The sequence below is a fragment of the Actinomadura barringtoniae genome (assembly GCF_017573505.1).
GTDB classification, from domain to species: domain Bacteria; phylum Actinomycetota; class Actinomycetes; order Streptosporangiales; family Streptosporangiaceae; genus Spirillospora; species Spirillospora barringtoniae.
The window spans coordinates 96,508-111,956 of the sequence record NZ_JAGEOJ010000021.1 but is presented as its reverse complement, the minus strand read 5'-3'; the positions used below and the strand labels follow the sequence as shown (position 1 = coordinate 111,956).

The window sequence follows — 15,449 nt, the reverse complement described above, 5'->3', positions numbered from 1 at the left end:
GGGCGCCTGGCCGGCCGGGGGGACCTGACTGACCAGGGCGGGGGTTCTGCTGCCCGCCCGGCCGCGGCGACCCGGAGGCTGGTCGGGGCTGGCTTGGATTACTCACTCGACCTCATCACGCAACGGGGGTAACGGCTGAAGCGTCGTCCGAAGAGTACTGTGCAGGCTGGTGAGCGGGTTACGAGCGTGCACGGTTGAGACGTCCCCGACCTGGTGGTTCTCGCTGGCAGCGAGCCCGCAGGGGGCGCGGAGGCCTCATCCCCGCTGGCTGCGGGGCTCGTCTCCGTACCCGAGGACGTATGACACCGATAGGTGATTCCAGGCGCAACCTTGGCACACTTCCACCACATACACCCTGAATTCACCGTATTCACGATCCATTACGGCAAGCTCGGCGGTCGCCTTGACCCGGCCCTCGTACCGGCCGAGCTCGTCTCCATATACGTACGTGACGTGGGTGAGGTTCGGCCGCGCGCACACTGGACAGCGCTTGTCGGTGGGCTCACCGTGATACTTGGCGGCGCGCAGTAGGTAGGGGTGGGCGTCACAGGCGTCTTCCCTGGTCAGGCCGCCGGATCGGAGTTCGGCCAGGGTGGCCCGCTTCGCGAGGCCGTAGTCCACGACGAGCCTCGGTCTCATGGGCGCCCTCTCCGACCCCGCATGCCAGCAGGGTAAGCCCCGGATACGACGTTTGGAAGATCACGTGCATGTACGGGATGTGACCACCGACTTGCCAGGACGCACACCGGTTACGTATCTTGTCGATGTATCGAGCCGATACATTCGCTCGATACATCAGGATGAGACATCGGCTCTGCGGGAGTGGACATGAGCAGCAGAAAGGGCCAGGGCGTGCTCGAGCTCGCCGTGCTCGGCCTGCTGCACGAGTCCCCGATGCACGGGTACGAGCTGCGCAAGCGGCTGAACACCCTGCTCGGCATGTTCCGCGCCTTCTCGTACGGATCGCTCTACCCGTGCCTCAAGCAGCTCCTCGCCAATGGGCTGATCATGGAGGACCGGCCGGAGGAGCCGAACGTTCCGCTGGCGTTGCAGAGCCGCCGATCGAAGATCGTCTACAAGCTCACCGCCGAGGGCAAGGAGCGGCTCCAGCAGCTGCTCACCGAGGCCGGTCCGGCGTCGTGGGAGGACGAGGGGTTCGGCGTTCACTTCGCCTTCTTCTCGCACACCCGCGCCGACGTACGGCTGCGGATCCTGGAGGGCCGGCGCAGCCGCCTCGAGGAGCGCCTGGAGAGCGTACGCGCCGGTCTGGCGCGGACCCGGGAACGGGTCGACAGCTACACCCTCGAGCTCCAGAACCACGGGCTCGAGTCCGTCGAACGCGAGGTCCGGTGGCTCAACGAGCTCATCGGGCGCGAGCGGACGGAGCAGGAAGAGCAAGCCAGGACTTCGAAATCGACAAATACGACTCAGGACATGCCTCGGGAGACGGGCCGCTGAAGCAGCGGGCTCTCGCTGACCGCAGCGGGCTCTCCCCCCTCGGGGTCGGGTGAAGAACACCACATGTTCCGCTAGAGAGAATGGAGCAACCGGATGGGTTCGGTGCGCGTAGCCATCGTGGGTGTGGGCAACTGCGCCTCTTCGCTCGTCCAGGGTGTCGAGTTCTACAAGGACGCGGCCCCCGAGACGCGAGTCCCCGGTCTGATGCACGTCCAGTTCGGCGACTACCACGTCGGCGACGTGGAGTTCGTCGCGGCCTTCGACGTGGACGCCAAGAAGGTCGGGATGGACCTCTCCGAGGCCATCCACGCCAGCGAGAACAACACCATCAAGTTCGCGGACGTCCCGCCGACCGGCATCATCGTCCAGCGCGGCCACACCTTCGACGGCCTCGGCGAGTACTACCTCGACATGGTCGAGGAGTCCGACGCCCAGCCGGTCGACGTCGTGCAGGCGCTGAAGGACGCGCAGGTCGACGTGCTGGTCTCGTACCTGCCGGTGGGCTCGGAAGAGGCCGACCGCTTCTACGCGCAGTGCGCGATCGACGCCAAGGTCGCGTTCGTGAACGCGCTGCCGGTGTTCATCGCCAGCGACCCCGAGTGGGCCCAGAAGTTCACCGACGCGGGCGTGCCGATCGTCGGAGACGACATCAAGTCCCAGGTCGGCGCGACCATCACGCACCGCGTGATGGCCAAGCTGTTCGAGGACCGCGGCGTTGAGCTGCTGCGCACCTACCAGCTCAACTTCGGCGGCAACATGGACTTCATGAACATGCTGGAGCGCAAGCGCCTCCAGTCCAAGAAGATCTCCAAGACGCAGTCGGTCACCTCGCAGATCCCGCACGAGATGGCCAAGGCCGACGTGCACATCGGCCCGTCCGACCACGTGCCGTGGCTGGACGACCGCAAGTGGGCCTACGTCCGCCTCGAGGGCAAGTCCTTCGGCGACACCCCGCTCAACCTGGAGTACAAGCTCGAGGTCTGGGACTCCCCGAACTCGGCCGGCGTCATCATCGACGCGGTCCGTGCCGCCAAGATCGCCAAGGACCGCGGCATCGGCGGCCCGATCCTGTCGGCCAGCTCCTACTTCATGAAGTCCCCGCCGGAGCAGTACAACGACGACCAGGCGCGCGAGGCCGTCGAGGCCTTCATCCGCGGCGACGTCGACCGCTGATTCCGGTCCGGCCGGGACCGGCTCCGGTCTGATCGGCACTGAGAAACTGGTCACAAAGCACGTCCAAGGGCGCCCTGACGGTGGACAACACCGTCAGGGCGTCCTTACTTCTATAGGGAAAATGGTGATGTAGCGGCCGTTGTCACTCTCTGGCCCTACTGTGGCACTGCCAGTGACGCAATACGGCGGTGCGTTTCGGAGGGTTGACGATGCGGCGCGAGGCACTCAGGGCGACGGCGGGGCTGGCCGGGCTCGCGATGGGACTGACCGGCCTGACGGCGTGCGGCGGCGGGGGCAGCGACCCCGAGAGCGCGGCCGCGACGACCCCGCAGGACGGCGGGACGCTCCGGATCATCGGGTCGTCCGACGTCGAGCACCTCGACACCGCCAGCTCCAACAGCACCGGCTCGTACGGCCTCAACCGCACCTACGCGCGCACGCTCTTCGGTACGAAGGCCTCCAACGACTTCAGCCAGACCATCCCCGTCCAGGCCGACGTCGCCGCCCGCGTTCCGTCCAAGGAGAACGGCGGCATCAGCAAGGACGGCAAGACCTACACGGTGCGGCTGCGCAAGGGCGTTCAGTGGAACACCCAGCCGCCGCGCCCGGTCACCGCCGGCGATTTCGTACGCGGCATGAAGCGGCTGTGCAATCCCGCCTCACCATCCAGCGGCAAGGGCTACTACACCTCGACGCTGCGCGGGATGGACGGCTTCTGCCACGGCTACGCCAAGGTGAACGCCAAGGACGCGCACGCCATGGCCGCCTACCAGCAGAAGCACGAGATCTCCGGCATCAAGGCCAAGGGCGACGACACCCTGGTCTTCAAGCTGACGCGCCCGGCGAGCGACTTCCTCAACCTGCTGACCCTGCAGTTCACGGCGGCTGCGCCCAAGGAATACGACAAGTACGTTCCGGACGGCCCGGATTTCCGGCAGCACACGATCTCCGACGGGCCGTACCAGATCGTCGCCTACAAGCCCGGCTCCTCGTACACCCTCGGCCGCAACCCGGTCTGGCGTCAGGACGGCGACCCGCTGCGCGAACGCCACGTCGAGAAGATCCAGCTCACGCTCGGCCAGGACTCGCCCGCCGCGGTGCAGGCGCAGCTGGAGCAGGGCGCCGCCGACCTTGCCTGGGACCAGCCCGTGCCGACGGCCGACATCCAGCGGCTGCGGCAGGCACGCGACGACCGCTTCTCGATCCGCGACACGCCCAGCAACAGCCCGTACCTGGTCTTCAACACCCGCAGCCCCGCGGGCGGCGGCGCGCTCGGCAAGCGCGAGGTCCGGCAGGCGCTGGAGTACGCCGTGGACCGTACGGCCCTCATCAAGATCGTCGGCGGCCCGGACGTGGCCGAGCCCCTCCGTACGGTCATCCCGCCGGGCAACTCCGGCTACAACGCCGCCACGCGATACGCCACGCAGGGAGAGGCCGGCGACCCGGCCCGCTGCAGGCAGCTGCTCGCCCAGGCCGGTCACCCCAAGGGCCTGACGCTGAAGTTCCCGTACCGCGTCAACAGCGTCCACAAGCTGATCGCCGAGTCCCTCAAGGAGAACCTCGACGCGTGCGGCGTCAAGGCCACCCTCATCCCCGACAGCGGCGGCTCGTTCTACGGCAGCACGCTCTCCGACCCGGCCAAGGCCAAGTCCGGCGCCTGGGACATCGCCGCGCCCGGCTGGAGCCCCGACTGGTACGGCAACAACGGCCGCTCGATCATCCAGCCGCTGTTCGACGGCCGCACGTACGGGCCCGGCTCCACCAACTACGGCGGCTACGACAACCCGCAGGTGAACGGCCTGATCGACAGCGCCCTCACCGCCTCGGACCCGTCCCGCGCGGCGGGCTACTGGCACCTCGCCGACCAGAAGATCATGGAGGACGCGGCCATCGTCCCGCTCCTCGACCGCTCCCACCCGATCTTCCACTCCTCCCGCGTCCGCGGCGCCCTCTACCTCCCCACCGCCACCGGCTACGACTACACCCGCCTCTGGCTGGCCCACTGACCCTCACCCGGGAGCATCCCAAGTCAGGCAGCGCGCGCCCCGGGCCAGGCCTTTCAGGCGCCCCGGAGCGGCCGCCCGGCCTCCACTCATATGCCCCGTCCTGGCCGTTTGCGTGGCGCAGGGTGGTAACGGTGGGGGCATAGGGCGACCGGGCATGGTTCCTCTCCACGTAGGGTGATCTGGTGAGAGCGAGTGAGCTGCGCGACATCGTCGGCGGCCGGGACTTCCGGCGGCTCTACGCGACGCGGCTGACCTCTCAGATGACCGACGGGCTGTTCCAGGTGGCCCTGGCGGGCTACGTGTTCTTCTCTCCCGAGAAGCAGGCGTCGGCGAGCAAGGCGGCGGCCGCGTTCGCGGTGACGCTCCTGCCCTACTCGGCGCTCGGCCCGTTCGCCGGAGTGTTCATCGACCGGTGGCCGCGGCGGCAGATCCTGATGTGGACGCCGATCATCCGGGCCCTGATGGTGCTGGGGGTCGCGGGCCTGGTGGCCTCGGGCAGCGACGGCGTCGTGTTCTTCCTCGGCGTCCTGCTGGTGCTGGGTGTCAACCGCTTCTTCCTGGCCTCGCTCTCCGCCGCGCTCCCCCACGTGGTCCGGCGCGACCACCTGGTCACAGCTAACGCGTTCGCCGTCACCTCCGGAACGATCATCGCGTTCGTCGGCGCGGGCGTCGGCTACCTGCTGCGCCTGGTCTTCGGCGCTGATCACCACGGAACGGCGCTGATCTTGATCTGCGCCTCCGGGCTCTTCCTGCTGGCAGGGCTGATCGGGGCCTCCCAGCGGCGGGGCCTGCTCGGCCCGCATCTGGAGGAGGCGCCCGCCCAGACGCGTGAGGCGCTCGGCAACGTGCTGCACGGCCTCGCCGACGGCGCGCGCTACATCAAGCGCCGCCGCCCGGCCGCGCTGGCGCTCGGCGCGATCGCCTTCCACCGGTTCCTGTACGGCGTCATTCTGATCATGACGCTGCTGCTGTGCCGGAACGCGTTCACCAGTGACGCCGACGACGGCCTGGCCAAGTTCGCGCTGATGCTGGGCGTGTCCGGCGCGGGCTACTTCGCCGCCGCGCTGATCACTCCGCCGGTCGTGCGGCGGATCAGCAAGGAGGCCTGGATCGCCTGGCTGCTGGGCGGTAGCGCGGCGGGCATGGTGGTGCTCGGCCTCCCGTTCAACGAGACCCTGTGGGCGGTCGGCGCGTTCGCGCTCGGCGTGGTCTCGCAGGGCGTGAAGCTCTGCGTCGACACGATCCTCCAGGAGTCGATCGACGACGCCTACCGCGGCCGGGTCTTCGCGGTGTACGACATGCTCTTCAACACCACCTTCGCCGCGGCCGCAGCGATCGCCGCTACCTGGCTCCCCGCCGACGGCCGTTCCTACGCGACGCTGGCGCTGATCGTCCTCGCGTACGCCCTGGGCGCCGCCATCTACCGCACCGCCACCGTCCGCGTAGCCCGCGCCGCCTCCCAGTCCTCCTCCCCCGCCATCCGCTGAACGGCTCAGCTGAGGCGGGGTTTGAGGTAGGGGGCCGTGCGGCTGTCGGTTGCGGCGGCGACGTCGGTTGGGAGGCCTTGGGCGACGATGTGGCCGCCCTCGTCACCGCCGCCCGGGCCCAGGTCGATCACGTGGTCTGAGGCGGCCACGACGTCCATGTCGTGCTCTACGACGACGACCGTGCTGCCTCCGTCGACGAGCGCGTGGAGCTGGCGCATCAGGACTTCGACATCGGCCGGGTGCAGGCCGGTGGTGGGCTCGTCGAGCAGGTAGAGCGCGTGGCCGCGGCGGGTGCGCTGGAGCTCGGAGGCGAGCTTGATCCGCTGGGCCTCGCCGCCGGAGAGCTCGGTGGCGGGCTGGCCGAGGCGCAGGTAGCCGAGGCCGACCTCGCGGAGCGTACGCAGCGAACGGGCCGCCGCGGGAACGTCGGCGAGGAAGCCGGCGGCCTCGTCCACGGTCATGTCGAGCACCTGGGCGATCGTGACGTCCCGGTAGGTGATCTCCAGCGTGGGGGCGTTGTAGCGCGCTCCATGGCAGGTGGGGCAGGGCGCGTAGGTGGTCGGCAGGAAGAGCAGCTCGACCGAGACGTACCCCTCGCCCTGGCAGGTCTCGCAGCGCCCGCCCTCGACGTTGAACGAGAACCGTCCCGCGTCATAACCACGCGCCTTGGCCTCGTCGGTGGCGGCGAAGAGCTTGCGCACGGCGTCGAACAGGCCGGTGTAGGTCGCCAGGTTGGAGCGTGGGGTGCGGCCGATCGGCTTCTGGTCGACCCGTACGACACGGCCGATCGCGTCGGCGGTCTCGGCCTCGTCGGCGATGACGTCGATCAGGCTGGACTTGCCGGACCCGGACACCCCGGTGATCGAGGTGAAGACGCCGAGCGGCAGGTCCACGTCGAGGTCGCACAGGTTGTGGAGGGTGACGCCGCGCAGCTCAAGGCGCCCGGACGGCGTGCGCGGCTCGCGGGCCGGCCGTTCCGCCTCCCCGAACAGGTGGCGGCGGGTCGCCGACTCCTGAACGTCGCGGAGCCCGTCCACCGGCCCGCTGTAGAGCACGCGGCCGCCGTGCACGCCCGCGTCGGGGCCGACGTCGACGATCCAGTCGGTGCGGCGGACGACGTCCAGATCGTGCTCGACCATGAAGACGCTGTTGCCCGCGGCCTTGAGCCGTTCCATCACCGACATCAGCGCCTCGGCGTCGGCCGGATGCAGGCCCGCGGACGGCTCGTCCAGCACGTACACCACGCCGAAGAGGCCGGAACGGAGCTGGGTGGCCAGCCGCAGCCGCTGCAGTTCGCCCGAGGAGAGCGACGGGCTGGAACGGTCGGTGCTCAGGTAGCCCAGGCCGAGCTCCACCAGCACCTCGATGCGGGCGGTGAGGTCCTGCGTCAGCACGGCGGCGGGGCCGCTGCCGTCGGTGTACGGCCGGAGCAGATCGGTCAGCGCGGTGAGCGGGAGGGCGACCAGCTCGGAGATCGTCCGGCCCGCGAAGGTCACCGCGAGTGCCTCGGGCTTGAGTCGTCGGCCGCCGCAGACCGGGCACGGCCTGCTCACCAGGAACTGCTCGGCCCGCTTGCGCAGCGCCTCGCTCTTGGAGTCGGCGAACGTACACAGAACCAAGCGCTTGGCACTGGAGTACGTACCCTTGTACGGCCGATGGATGCGATGCGCCTCGCGTACGGGATGAACGGTCACCACGGGCTGCTCGTCGGTGAACAGGATCCAGTCGCGTTCGACCTGCGGCAGTTCGCGCCAGGGCCGGTCGATGTCGTAGCCGAGCGTCGCCAGGATGTCGCGCAGGTTCTTGCCCTGCCACGCGCCCGGCCAGGACGCGACCGCGCCGTCCCGGATGCTCAGCGAGGGATCGGGGACCAGCGAGTCCTCCGACACCTCGTGGACCAGGCCGAGGCCGTGGCAGTGGGGGCAGGCGCCGACCGCGGTGTTGGGCGAGAACGAGTCGGAGTCCAGCCGTTCGGCGCCCGGCGGATGGTCGCCCGCGCGCGACATCAGCATCCGCAGCGAGTTGGACAGCGTCGTGACCGTCCCCACCGAGGAACGCGAGGACGGCACCGAACGCCGCTGCTCCAGCGCGACGGCGGGCGGCAGGCCGGTGATCTCCTCGACCTCGGGCACGCCGACCTGGTGGACGAGCCTGCGGGCGTACGGCGCGACCGACTCCAGGAAGCGGCGCTGCGCCTCCGCGTAGAGGGTCCCGAACGCCAGCGACGACTTGCCCGACCCCGACACCCCGGTGAACGCGACCAGCGCGTCCCGCGGGATGGCGACGTCCACGTTCCTCAGGTTGTGGACGCGGGCGCCCCGCACCCGAACGTACGGATCGTCCGCTCCGGCCTCCATGATTCCCACGCTACAACCCGTATCCATGCAGGTCGGGCCGACCCCTTGAGGGCCCTTTCAGAGACCCCTTCAGGGCCCCTCAGGAGCCCTTCAGAGGGACCCACCCGGCGGTTTCAGAGGGACTCGGCGGCGGCGTAGATCGCGTCGGTGATGTGGCCGACCTCGTCCTCGGTGCAGATGTACGGGGGCATCGTGTAGATCAGCTTCCCGAACGGGCGGACCCAGACGCCGTGGTCCATCGCGATCTTCTGGACGGCCGGGACGTCGACGGGCTCGCGCGCCTCGACGACACCGATCGCGCCCAGCACCCGCACGTCGGCGACGCCGGGCAGATCGCGGGCGCCCTCCAGACCGGCGGTGAGGACGGCCTCGATCGTGTCCACCTCGTCGCGCCAGTCACGCGACAGCAGGAGGTCGATGGACGCGCTCGCCACGGCCGCGGCGAGCGGGTTGGCCATGTACGTCGGGCCGTGCATCAGCACGCCGGCCTCGCCCCGGGAGATCCCCTCGGCGACCCGGTCGGTGCACAGCGTCGCGGCCATCGTCATGTAGCCGCCGGTCATCGCCTTGCCGACGCACATGATGTCCGGCGTGACCTCGGCGTGGTCGCAGCCCCACAGCTCTCCCGTACGGCCGAACCCGGTGGCGATCTCGTCCAGGATCAGCAGCAGGCCGTGCTCGTCGGCCAGGTCGCGCAGCGCCTGGAGGTACTCGGGGGCGTAGAAGCGCATGCCGCCCGCGCCCTGCACGATCGGCTCGACGATGATCGCCGCGAGCTCGTCGGCGTGCGCGGCGGCCAGGGCGCGCAGCTCATCCAGGTAGGTCTCGTCTGCCTCGGCGACGTAGCCCAGCGGGGGCGGCGGCGCGAAGACGTGCTGCGGCATCACGTCGGCGAACAGGTGGTGCATCCCGTTCACCGGGTCACAGACGGCCATGTCGCCGAACGTGTCGCCGTGGTAGCCGCCGCGTACGGTCAGCAGGCGGTGCCGCCCGGAGCGGCCCTGCGACCGCCAGTACTGCAGCGCCATCTTGATCGCGACCTCCACGGCGACCGAACCGGAGTCGGCGAAGAAGACCTTGGTGAGCGGCGCGGGCGTGAGGTCGACCAGGCGTTCGGCGAGGCCGATCGCGGTCGGATGGGTCAGGCCGCCGAACATGACGTGCGACATCTTGCCGAGCTGTGTGGTGACGGCGGCGTTCAGCTTGGGGTGGTTGTAACCATGGACGGCCGACCACCACGACGCCATCCCGTCGATCAGCTCGCTGCCGTCGGCCAGCGTCAGCCGCACGCCGGACGCCGACACGACGAGCTCGGCCGGGTAGGCGGCGGGCATCGGCGCGTACGGGTGCCACACATGCTCGCGGTCGTACGCCAGGAGCCGCTCGGTCTCGTGCGGGCTCATCCGGCCGAGCCTGAGCTCGATCATGACTCCGCTTCCTCGCCTTCATGCTGAACGGAGCTGCCGGTGGGCTCAGCCGGCTCGGCGGGGCCATCCGCGCCGGGCTCGGCGCTTGAAAGGAGGCCCTGCTCGACGCCCCAGCGGCGCAGCTCCTCGGCCGCCGTCTCCTTGCCGATCGGCCCGCGGTCCAGCCGCAGCTCCAGCAGAAACTTGTAGGCCTTGCCAACGATCGGGCCCGGCTTGATGCCGAGGATCGCCTGGATCTCGTTGCCGTCGATCTCCGGGCGGATCGAGGCCAGCTCCTCTTCCTCGGCCAGCCGGTCGATCCGCGCCTCGAGATCGTCGTACGTGCGGCGCAGGCGGTCGGCCTTGCGCTTGTTGCGGGTGGTGCAGTCGGCCCGCGTCAGCTTGTGCAGGCGCGACAGCAGCGGCCCGGCGTCCCGTACGTACCGCCGTACGGCCGAGTCGGTCCACTCGCCGGTGCCGTAGCCGTGGAAGCGCAGATGCAGCTCGACCAGCCGCGACACCTCGTTGATGACGTCCTTCGGGTAGCGCAGCTCGGTGAGGCGCTTGCGCGTCATCTTGGCGCCGACGACCTCGTGGTGGTGGAACGACACCCGGCCGCCCGCCTCGAACCGCCGCGTCTTGGGCTTGCCGATGTCGTGCAGCAGCGCCGCGAGCCGCAGCACCAGGTCCGGGCCGTTCTCCTCCTGCGCGATCGCCTGCTCCAGAACGATCAGCGAGTGCTCGTAGACGTCCTTGTGCCGGTGATGCTCGTCGATCTCCAGCCGCAGTTTGGGCAGCTCGGGCAGCACGTGCGCGGCGAGGCCGGTGTCGACCAGCAGCGCCAGGCCCTCACGCGGGTACGCGCCGCAGACCAGCTTGGACAGCTCCTCGCGGACCCGTTCCGCCGAGACGATCTCGATCCGGCCGGCCATGTTCGTCATCGCCTCGACGACGTCGGGCGCGACGGTGAAGCCGAGCTGGGAGGCGAAGCGGGCGGCGCGCATCATGCGCAGCGGGTCGTCGCTGAAGGAGTCCTCGGGCCTGCCGGGCGTGCGCAGCACCTTGCGCTGCAGGTCGGTGAGGCCGCCGAACGGGTCGACGAACTCGTAGCCGGGCAGGCGGGCGGCCATGGCGTTCACGGCGAAGTCGCGGCGGCGCAGGTCCTCGACGAGCGAGGTGCCGTAGGAGACCTCGGGCTTGCGCGACTTCGGGTCGTACGACTCGCTGCGGTAGGTGGTGATCTCCAGCTCGTGGCCGTTCTTGCGGAGGCCGACCGTGCCGAACTCGATGCCGATCGTCCAGACGTTGTCCGCCCAGCCGTTGATGATCTCCAGGACCTTCTGCGGCGGCGCGTCGGTGGTGAGGTCGACGTCCTTGCCGGCCCGGCGCAGCAGCGCGTCCCGTACCGGCCCGCCCACCAGCGCCAGCTCGTGGCCGGCGGCCGCGAACCGCGCGCCAAGCTCGTCCGCGACCGGCGCCACGCGGCGCAGCAGCTCGGTGATCGCGACCCGCTGGGAGGCATCCGGCTGAACGGCTTCGGCCTGGGCGGCATCCGGCTGGGCGGCATCCGGCTGGGCGGCATCCGGCTGGGCCGAAACGGCCGGCCGAGTCTTCCGGGCCGGCTGCGGCGGGGCGGGAGGCCGGGCGGGATCGGGCTGATCGTCGGGGGTCTGGTGGCGGTCGTTCTGGTCGGGCACGGGCATCGAGCGTATTTCCTCGCTGGGCTGCTGACAAAGGACTTTGCGGCGCCTCGGTCCCGGCCTCCCGGCCCGGGGCCCGCCGTGCATTGAGGGTAAGAAGCCCCTTCACACGTCGAGATCCCCGAGTTACGTTCTGGACACCCCGAAGACGGCGCCCGCGCGACCTCTGGTGGAGACCTCCGTACCCACCAAAGGTAGCGGGGTACCGGCGGGGCGTGGACCAGCCCGGGCACGGCCGGTCGCCCGCGGCCACGCGGCTCGACGCGCGCGCGGCCCGATGCGCGGTGGTACCGGCATCAAGCCGCCCGGTGCGGGTATGTGGGGAGACCCTCCCCCTTGGTGAGGAGGCAACGGGGGCAGAGCAATCAGCCGGGGGTGTTGTTGCGGGGTGATCTCCCCGCAGGACGGAGCCGAACATGAAGGACGCTCTCGCCATCCATCGCGCGCTTCTCGAGCGGGAGACGCTGCACGAGATCGTGCGGCTGCCCATCGCGATCGCGCACGCCGACGAACTGCCGAAGGCCCTGGGCCTTCCACCCGATCGGTGCCTGGTGACGCGCGTCTACGCCTGCAACGACGTCTACCGGGGAGAACGCTTCCTCACCGGCGTGATCGTCGCGGCGGGCAGCAGGCCGTCGTCCGAGCGGATCCGGCAGGCGGTGGGCGCCCGCCTGATCCGCCAGGCCAGGCCTCATCTCGTCAACGTCGTCACCGAGTACGCGGCGGGCCTGGTCTGCCCGCTGCTGCTGCCCGAGTCCATGCCGCTCCTGATCGACGAGGACACGGTCGGGGGCCTTCCGGTGGACGACGTCGTCTACACCGCGACGGGTGAGGCATCGACCGCGCTGGGGATCCGCGCACTAGATCTCTACGCGCTGAGTGGCGCGAAACCGGTCAGCCTGTCCGCTTCCTCTCCCCCCTCTCCCGCTGCCCGCTGATCCCGAACACTGATCCACAAAGCGCCTCGAACGGCCCTCGGTCCCCTCGGATCGGGGGCCGTTCCATGTGCGCTGAGGCCTTATGGGTACGGGACTGTTGAAAGATCGAGGGGTGGAGGTGGCTTGGACGGTCTAAACGTCGGGTTGGCCCGGCTAACATCGAGCGCGTGAAGCGGGAAAGCAACGCCCGCTGCCCTCAGGCGGCCCGTTCGGCGGCGGGCGGCCCTTGGGCGGACATGGCGTGAGAACGGTCAAACGCGCGGCCGCGCTGGCCGCCGCCCTGTCCTGCCTCATGGCGGCGGCGCCTCCCGTCCTGGCCGCGCCCGCTGAGCCCGCAGCCCCCGCTGAGCCCGCAGCCCCCGCTGAGCCCGCAGCCGCCGCTGAGCCCGCAGCCGCCGCCCCTGAAGCCGCAGCAGCCGAGCCGGGCGTTCAGAGCGAGCCCCGCGATCCGCACCCCCAGCGAGCCTCCCGCCAGTCGCGCAACCGCGCTCAGGTCGCTCTCACGCTGTCCTCGGTCACCCCCAAGACCGCCCGCGAATCCGGGGCCAATTCCAAGGTCCAAGTGAAGGGCACGGTCCAGAATCGCTCCGGCGCTGAGATCCCCGGTCTTGCGGTCCGTTTCAAATACAACGGCGAAGCGGTGACGAGCCGGAGCCAGTTGGCGCAGTTCGCCTCAGGTCAGCCGTCACAGCTGCGGGGCGCCCCACCCGGCTCCAGCGCCAACCAGACGTTGCAGGGAGCCTCGGCGCCGAACGGCCAACAGAACTTCGCCGTGGGCTTCACCACTACCGGGATGGGACTGAAGCAGTTCGGCGTGTACCCGATCGGCGTCGAAGTAGTCGGCAACGGCCAGGTACTCGCGGGACTCAACACGTTCATCACCTACGTACCGAACGGCGCGAAGATCACCCGCCCCAAGGTCGCCTGGGTGATGCCGCTGATCGACAGGATGCACCGCGCGAACGACCAGACCTTCCTCGACGACCAGCTCAGCACCGACCTGGCGGGGACCGGGCGGCTGAGTTCCCTGGTCTCGGCGGCGGAACGGACCAAGACACCGGTCACCTGGGCGATCGACCCGGCCTTGCTGGACGACGCCAAGACCATGGCATCGGGCGACTACACGGTCCGTTCGCCCGGCGGCAAGGCCGCCAGGAAGCAGAAGAGCACCGCGGCACAGGCATGGCTCGACCGGCTGAAGAGGACGGCGGCCGGCGACGGGTACTTCCCCACCGGCTACGCCGATCCCGACGCCGCCGCGCTCGTGCGCAACGACATGCCGTCCCAGGTCAAGGCGGCGTACCGGCACAGCACCATCGCCGACCAGGTGCTGGGTAAGGCTCCCACGACGCAGATGGCCTGGCCCGTCGCGGGCGTGGCGGGCCAGCAGTCACTAGATCTTCTGGCCGACACCGCCAAGCTCGGCGCCAACGGGGCGTTCCTGATGACCAGCAAGGAGTTTCAGGAAGGGCAGGGCCCGCAGAACGCGACCACCACGGTCAAGACCTCCGAGGGCACGAAGAAGGTCGCGGTCTACGACGAGCAGATCAACGAGGTCATCGACGGCAACAGCAGGGCGCCCGGCGCGGCGGCGTTGATCGAGCAGCGTTTTCTCGCCGAGACCGCGATGATCGCCGCCGAGTCGCCGCAGACGCAGCGGACGATCGTGGTCGCCCCGAGCCGCCACTGGAATCCGCTGCCCAGCCTCGCCGAGAACCTGCTGAACTACAGCACCAAGGCCGCCTGGCTCCAGAGCGTTCCCCTGGATCAGATCGTCAACGCCCAGCCGCAGCAGCGCTCGTTCAACGGCTACCTGAACGGCTACCAGGACCTCGAGCTCGGCAAGTTCTACCTCGACGAGGTCAAGAAGATCGCCAAGAACGCCAGGACGTTCGCCGGGATACTCGACCCGGTCAACAACGTCTACGAGACCGCCGTCCTGCGGACCGAGTCGGCGTCCTGGCGGCAGCAGGGCCGCAGGGCCAAGCAGGCCAGGGTGGAGGTGGCGCGCGAGCTCGACACCGACACGCGGAAGATCCACGTCCAGCTCACCGAGGCCCACCGCGTCTCCCTCGCCGGCGGCTCCGGCAAGATCGGCATCACCGTCGCCAACGACCTGCCGAAGGAACAGAAGGTCAAGATACGGTTCGTCGTCACGTCGCAGAGCCCCGGCCTTCAGGTCGGCGAGCTCGCGGACCAGAACAAGGAGTTCGTGCTCGCGGGCGGGCAGAAGCAGACCGTCCAGGTGCCGCTCAAGGTCAACGGGAACGGCAACTTCAAGATGCACGTCCAGCTGAGGACGGCACAGACCGACGCCGACTACGGCAGCGGCGAGACCGTGACCGTCCGCAGCACGCGGTACGGCAAGGTGGCGTTGCTCATCACCGGTGGCGCGCTTGCCGTAATCTTCGTGGGCGTCGGAGTGCGGGCCATGCGAGCAAGGCGCCGCCGGAAAGCGGAGGACACCGGTGACGGGTCGACCGGAGTGGGACCAGCAGGGACCGAACCCTCCGGGGCAACGCCCCCAGGGGCCGGGCACCCCGGCGGGTCCGGGCTACCCGGGGAGCGGATCCCCGGAGACGGGACGCCCCCCGGCACCTGGCAGGCCTCCGGCTCCGGGGACGGGTCCTCCCCCTCGTACGGGGAACCCTCCGCAGCCGGGCAACCCCCCGCATCCGCACCCGGGACCTCCTCCCCGTACGGGCCCTCCTTCGAGGACGGGGAACCCTCCTCCTTCGGGGAATCCTCCTGGGGCGAGCCCTCCCGCGGGGAGCCCTCCCACGGGGAGCCCTCCTGGGGGGACTCCTCCGCACCCGGGTACTCCCCAGAGGACGGGGCAGGGCCGTCCCATGAATCCGGGAACGGGCAGGCCTCAGGGTCCGAACGTGGCGCCTGGCGCGGGGGAAACCAGGATTGACCTGCCG

At 69.8% G+C, this 15,449-nt stretch carries 10 protein-coding genes; 6 read left to right on the top strand and 4 right to left on the bottom strand.

The window, feature by feature from the left end; genetic code table 11:
- Positions 1-255 precede the first annotated feature (255 nt).
- Positions 256-639 carry a DUF5318 family protein gene (locus tag J4573_RS41130; RefSeq protein ID WP_208261571.1) on the bottom strand — a complete coding sequence of 128 codons (384 nt, stop codon included), beginning with the start codon at positions 637-639 and terminating at the stop codon, positions 256-258.
- Between the two features lie 189 nt (positions 640-828).
- Here J4573_RS41130 and J4573_RS41125 point away from each other — a divergent pair, with 189 nt between their 5' ends.
- The 4 genes from J4573_RS41125 (at position 829) to J4573_RS41110 (ending at position 6,124) form a co-directional block, all read left to right on the top strand.
- Entirely contained in the window at positions 829-1,458 is a 630-nt protein-coding gene (locus J4573_RS41125) for a PadR family transcriptional regulator (RefSeq protein ID WP_208261570.1), read from the top strand.
- A gap of 93 nt (positions 1,459-1,551) precedes the next feature.
- Entirely contained in the window at positions 1,552-2,631 is a 1,080-nt protein-coding gene (locus tag J4573_RS41120) for an inositol-3-phosphate synthase (RefSeq protein WP_208261569.1), read from the top strand.
- Between the two features lie 209 nt (positions 2,632-2,840).
- Entirely contained in the window at positions 2,841-4,637 is a 1,797-nt protein-coding gene (locus tag J4573_RS41115) for an ABC transporter substrate-binding protein (protein ID WP_243774396.1), read from the top strand.
- A 182-nt stretch (positions 4,638-4,819) separates the two neighbouring features.
- Positions 4,820-6,124, top strand: a complete 1,305-nt coding sequence (locus J4573_RS41110) for an MFS transporter (RefSeq protein ID WP_208261568.1) — start codon at positions 4,820-4,822, stop codon at positions 6,122-6,124.
- Between the two features lie 5 nt (positions 6,125-6,129).
- Here the strand turns inward: J4573_RS41110 and J4573_RS41105 are convergent, their stop codons facing one another.
- The 3 genes from J4573_RS41105 to J4573_RS41095 all read right to left on the bottom strand — a co-directional run bounded on the left by J4573_RS41105 (position 6,130) and on the right by J4573_RS41095 (position 11,590).
- The gene (locus J4573_RS41105; protein ID WP_208261567.1) at positions 6,130-8,481 is read right to left on the bottom strand and encodes an ATP-binding cassette domain-containing protein; all 2,352 of its coding nucleotides are present in this window, start codon (positions 8,479-8,481) and stop codon (positions 6,130-6,132) included.
- Positions 8,482-8,594: 113 nt separating this feature from the next.
- Positions 8,595-9,908: an adenosylmethionine--8-amino-7-oxononanoate transaminase gene (gene bioA, locus J4573_RS41100; protein WP_208261566.1), complete on the bottom strand. Its 1,314-nt coding sequence runs from the start codon at positions 9,906-9,908 to the stop codon at positions 8,595-8,597.
- On the bottom strand, positions 9,905-11,590 hold the full coding sequence (locus tag J4573_RS41095; RefSeq protein ID WP_243774395.1) for a CCA tRNA nucleotidyltransferase: 1,686 nt from the start codon (positions 11,588-11,590) through the stop codon (positions 9,905-9,907). Before J4573_RS41095 ends, bioA begins: the two co-directional genes overlap by 4 nt.
- 413 nt (positions 11,591-12,003) lie before the next feature.
- Between J4573_RS41095 and J4573_RS41090 the strand changes: the two genes are divergently transcribed.
- Entirely contained in the window at positions 12,004-12,525 is a 522-nt protein-coding gene (locus J4573_RS41090; protein WP_208261565.1) for an aminoacyl-tRNA deacylase, read from the top strand.
- 241 nt (positions 12,526-12,766) lie between these two features.
- On the top strand, positions 12,767-15,442 hold the full coding sequence (locus J4573_RS41085) for a DUF6049 family protein (protein ID WP_208261564.1): 2,676 nt from the start codon (positions 12,767-12,769) through the stop codon (positions 15,440-15,442).
- The last annotated feature ends 7 nt before the right edge of the window (positions 15,443-15,449 follow it).

Coding starts and splice junctions, on each gene's coding strand:
- J4573_RS41130 (WP_208261571.1), bottom strand. CDS start 639: ATGAGACCGAGGCTCGTCGTGGACTACGGCCTCGCGAAGCGGGCCACC.
- J4573_RS41125 (WP_208261570.1), top strand. CDS start 829: ATGAGCAGCAGAAAGGGCCAGGGCGTGCTCGAGCTCGCCGTGCTCGGC.
- J4573_RS41120 (WP_208261569.1), top strand. CDS start 1,552: ATGGGTTCGGTGCGCGTAGCCATCGTGGGTGTGGGCAACTGCGCCTCT.
- J4573_RS41115 (WP_243774396.1), top strand. CDS start 2,841: ATGCGGCGCGAGGCACTCAGGGCGACGGCGGGGCTGGCCGGGCTCGCG.
- J4573_RS41105 (WP_208261567.1), bottom strand. CDS start 8,481: ATGGAGGCCGGAGCGGACGATCCGTACGTTCGGGTGCGGGGCGCCCGC.
- bioA (WP_208261566.1), bottom strand. CDS start 9,908: ATGATCGAGCTCAGGCTCGGCCGGATGAGCCCGCACGAGACCGAGCGG.
- J4573_RS41095 (WP_243774395.1), bottom strand. CDS start 11,590: ATGCCCGTGCCCGACCAGAACGACCGCCACCAGACCCCCGACGATCAG.
- J4573_RS41090 (WP_208261565.1), top strand. CDS start 12,004: ATGAAGGACGCTCTCGCCATCCATCGCGCGCTTCTCGAGCGGGAGACG.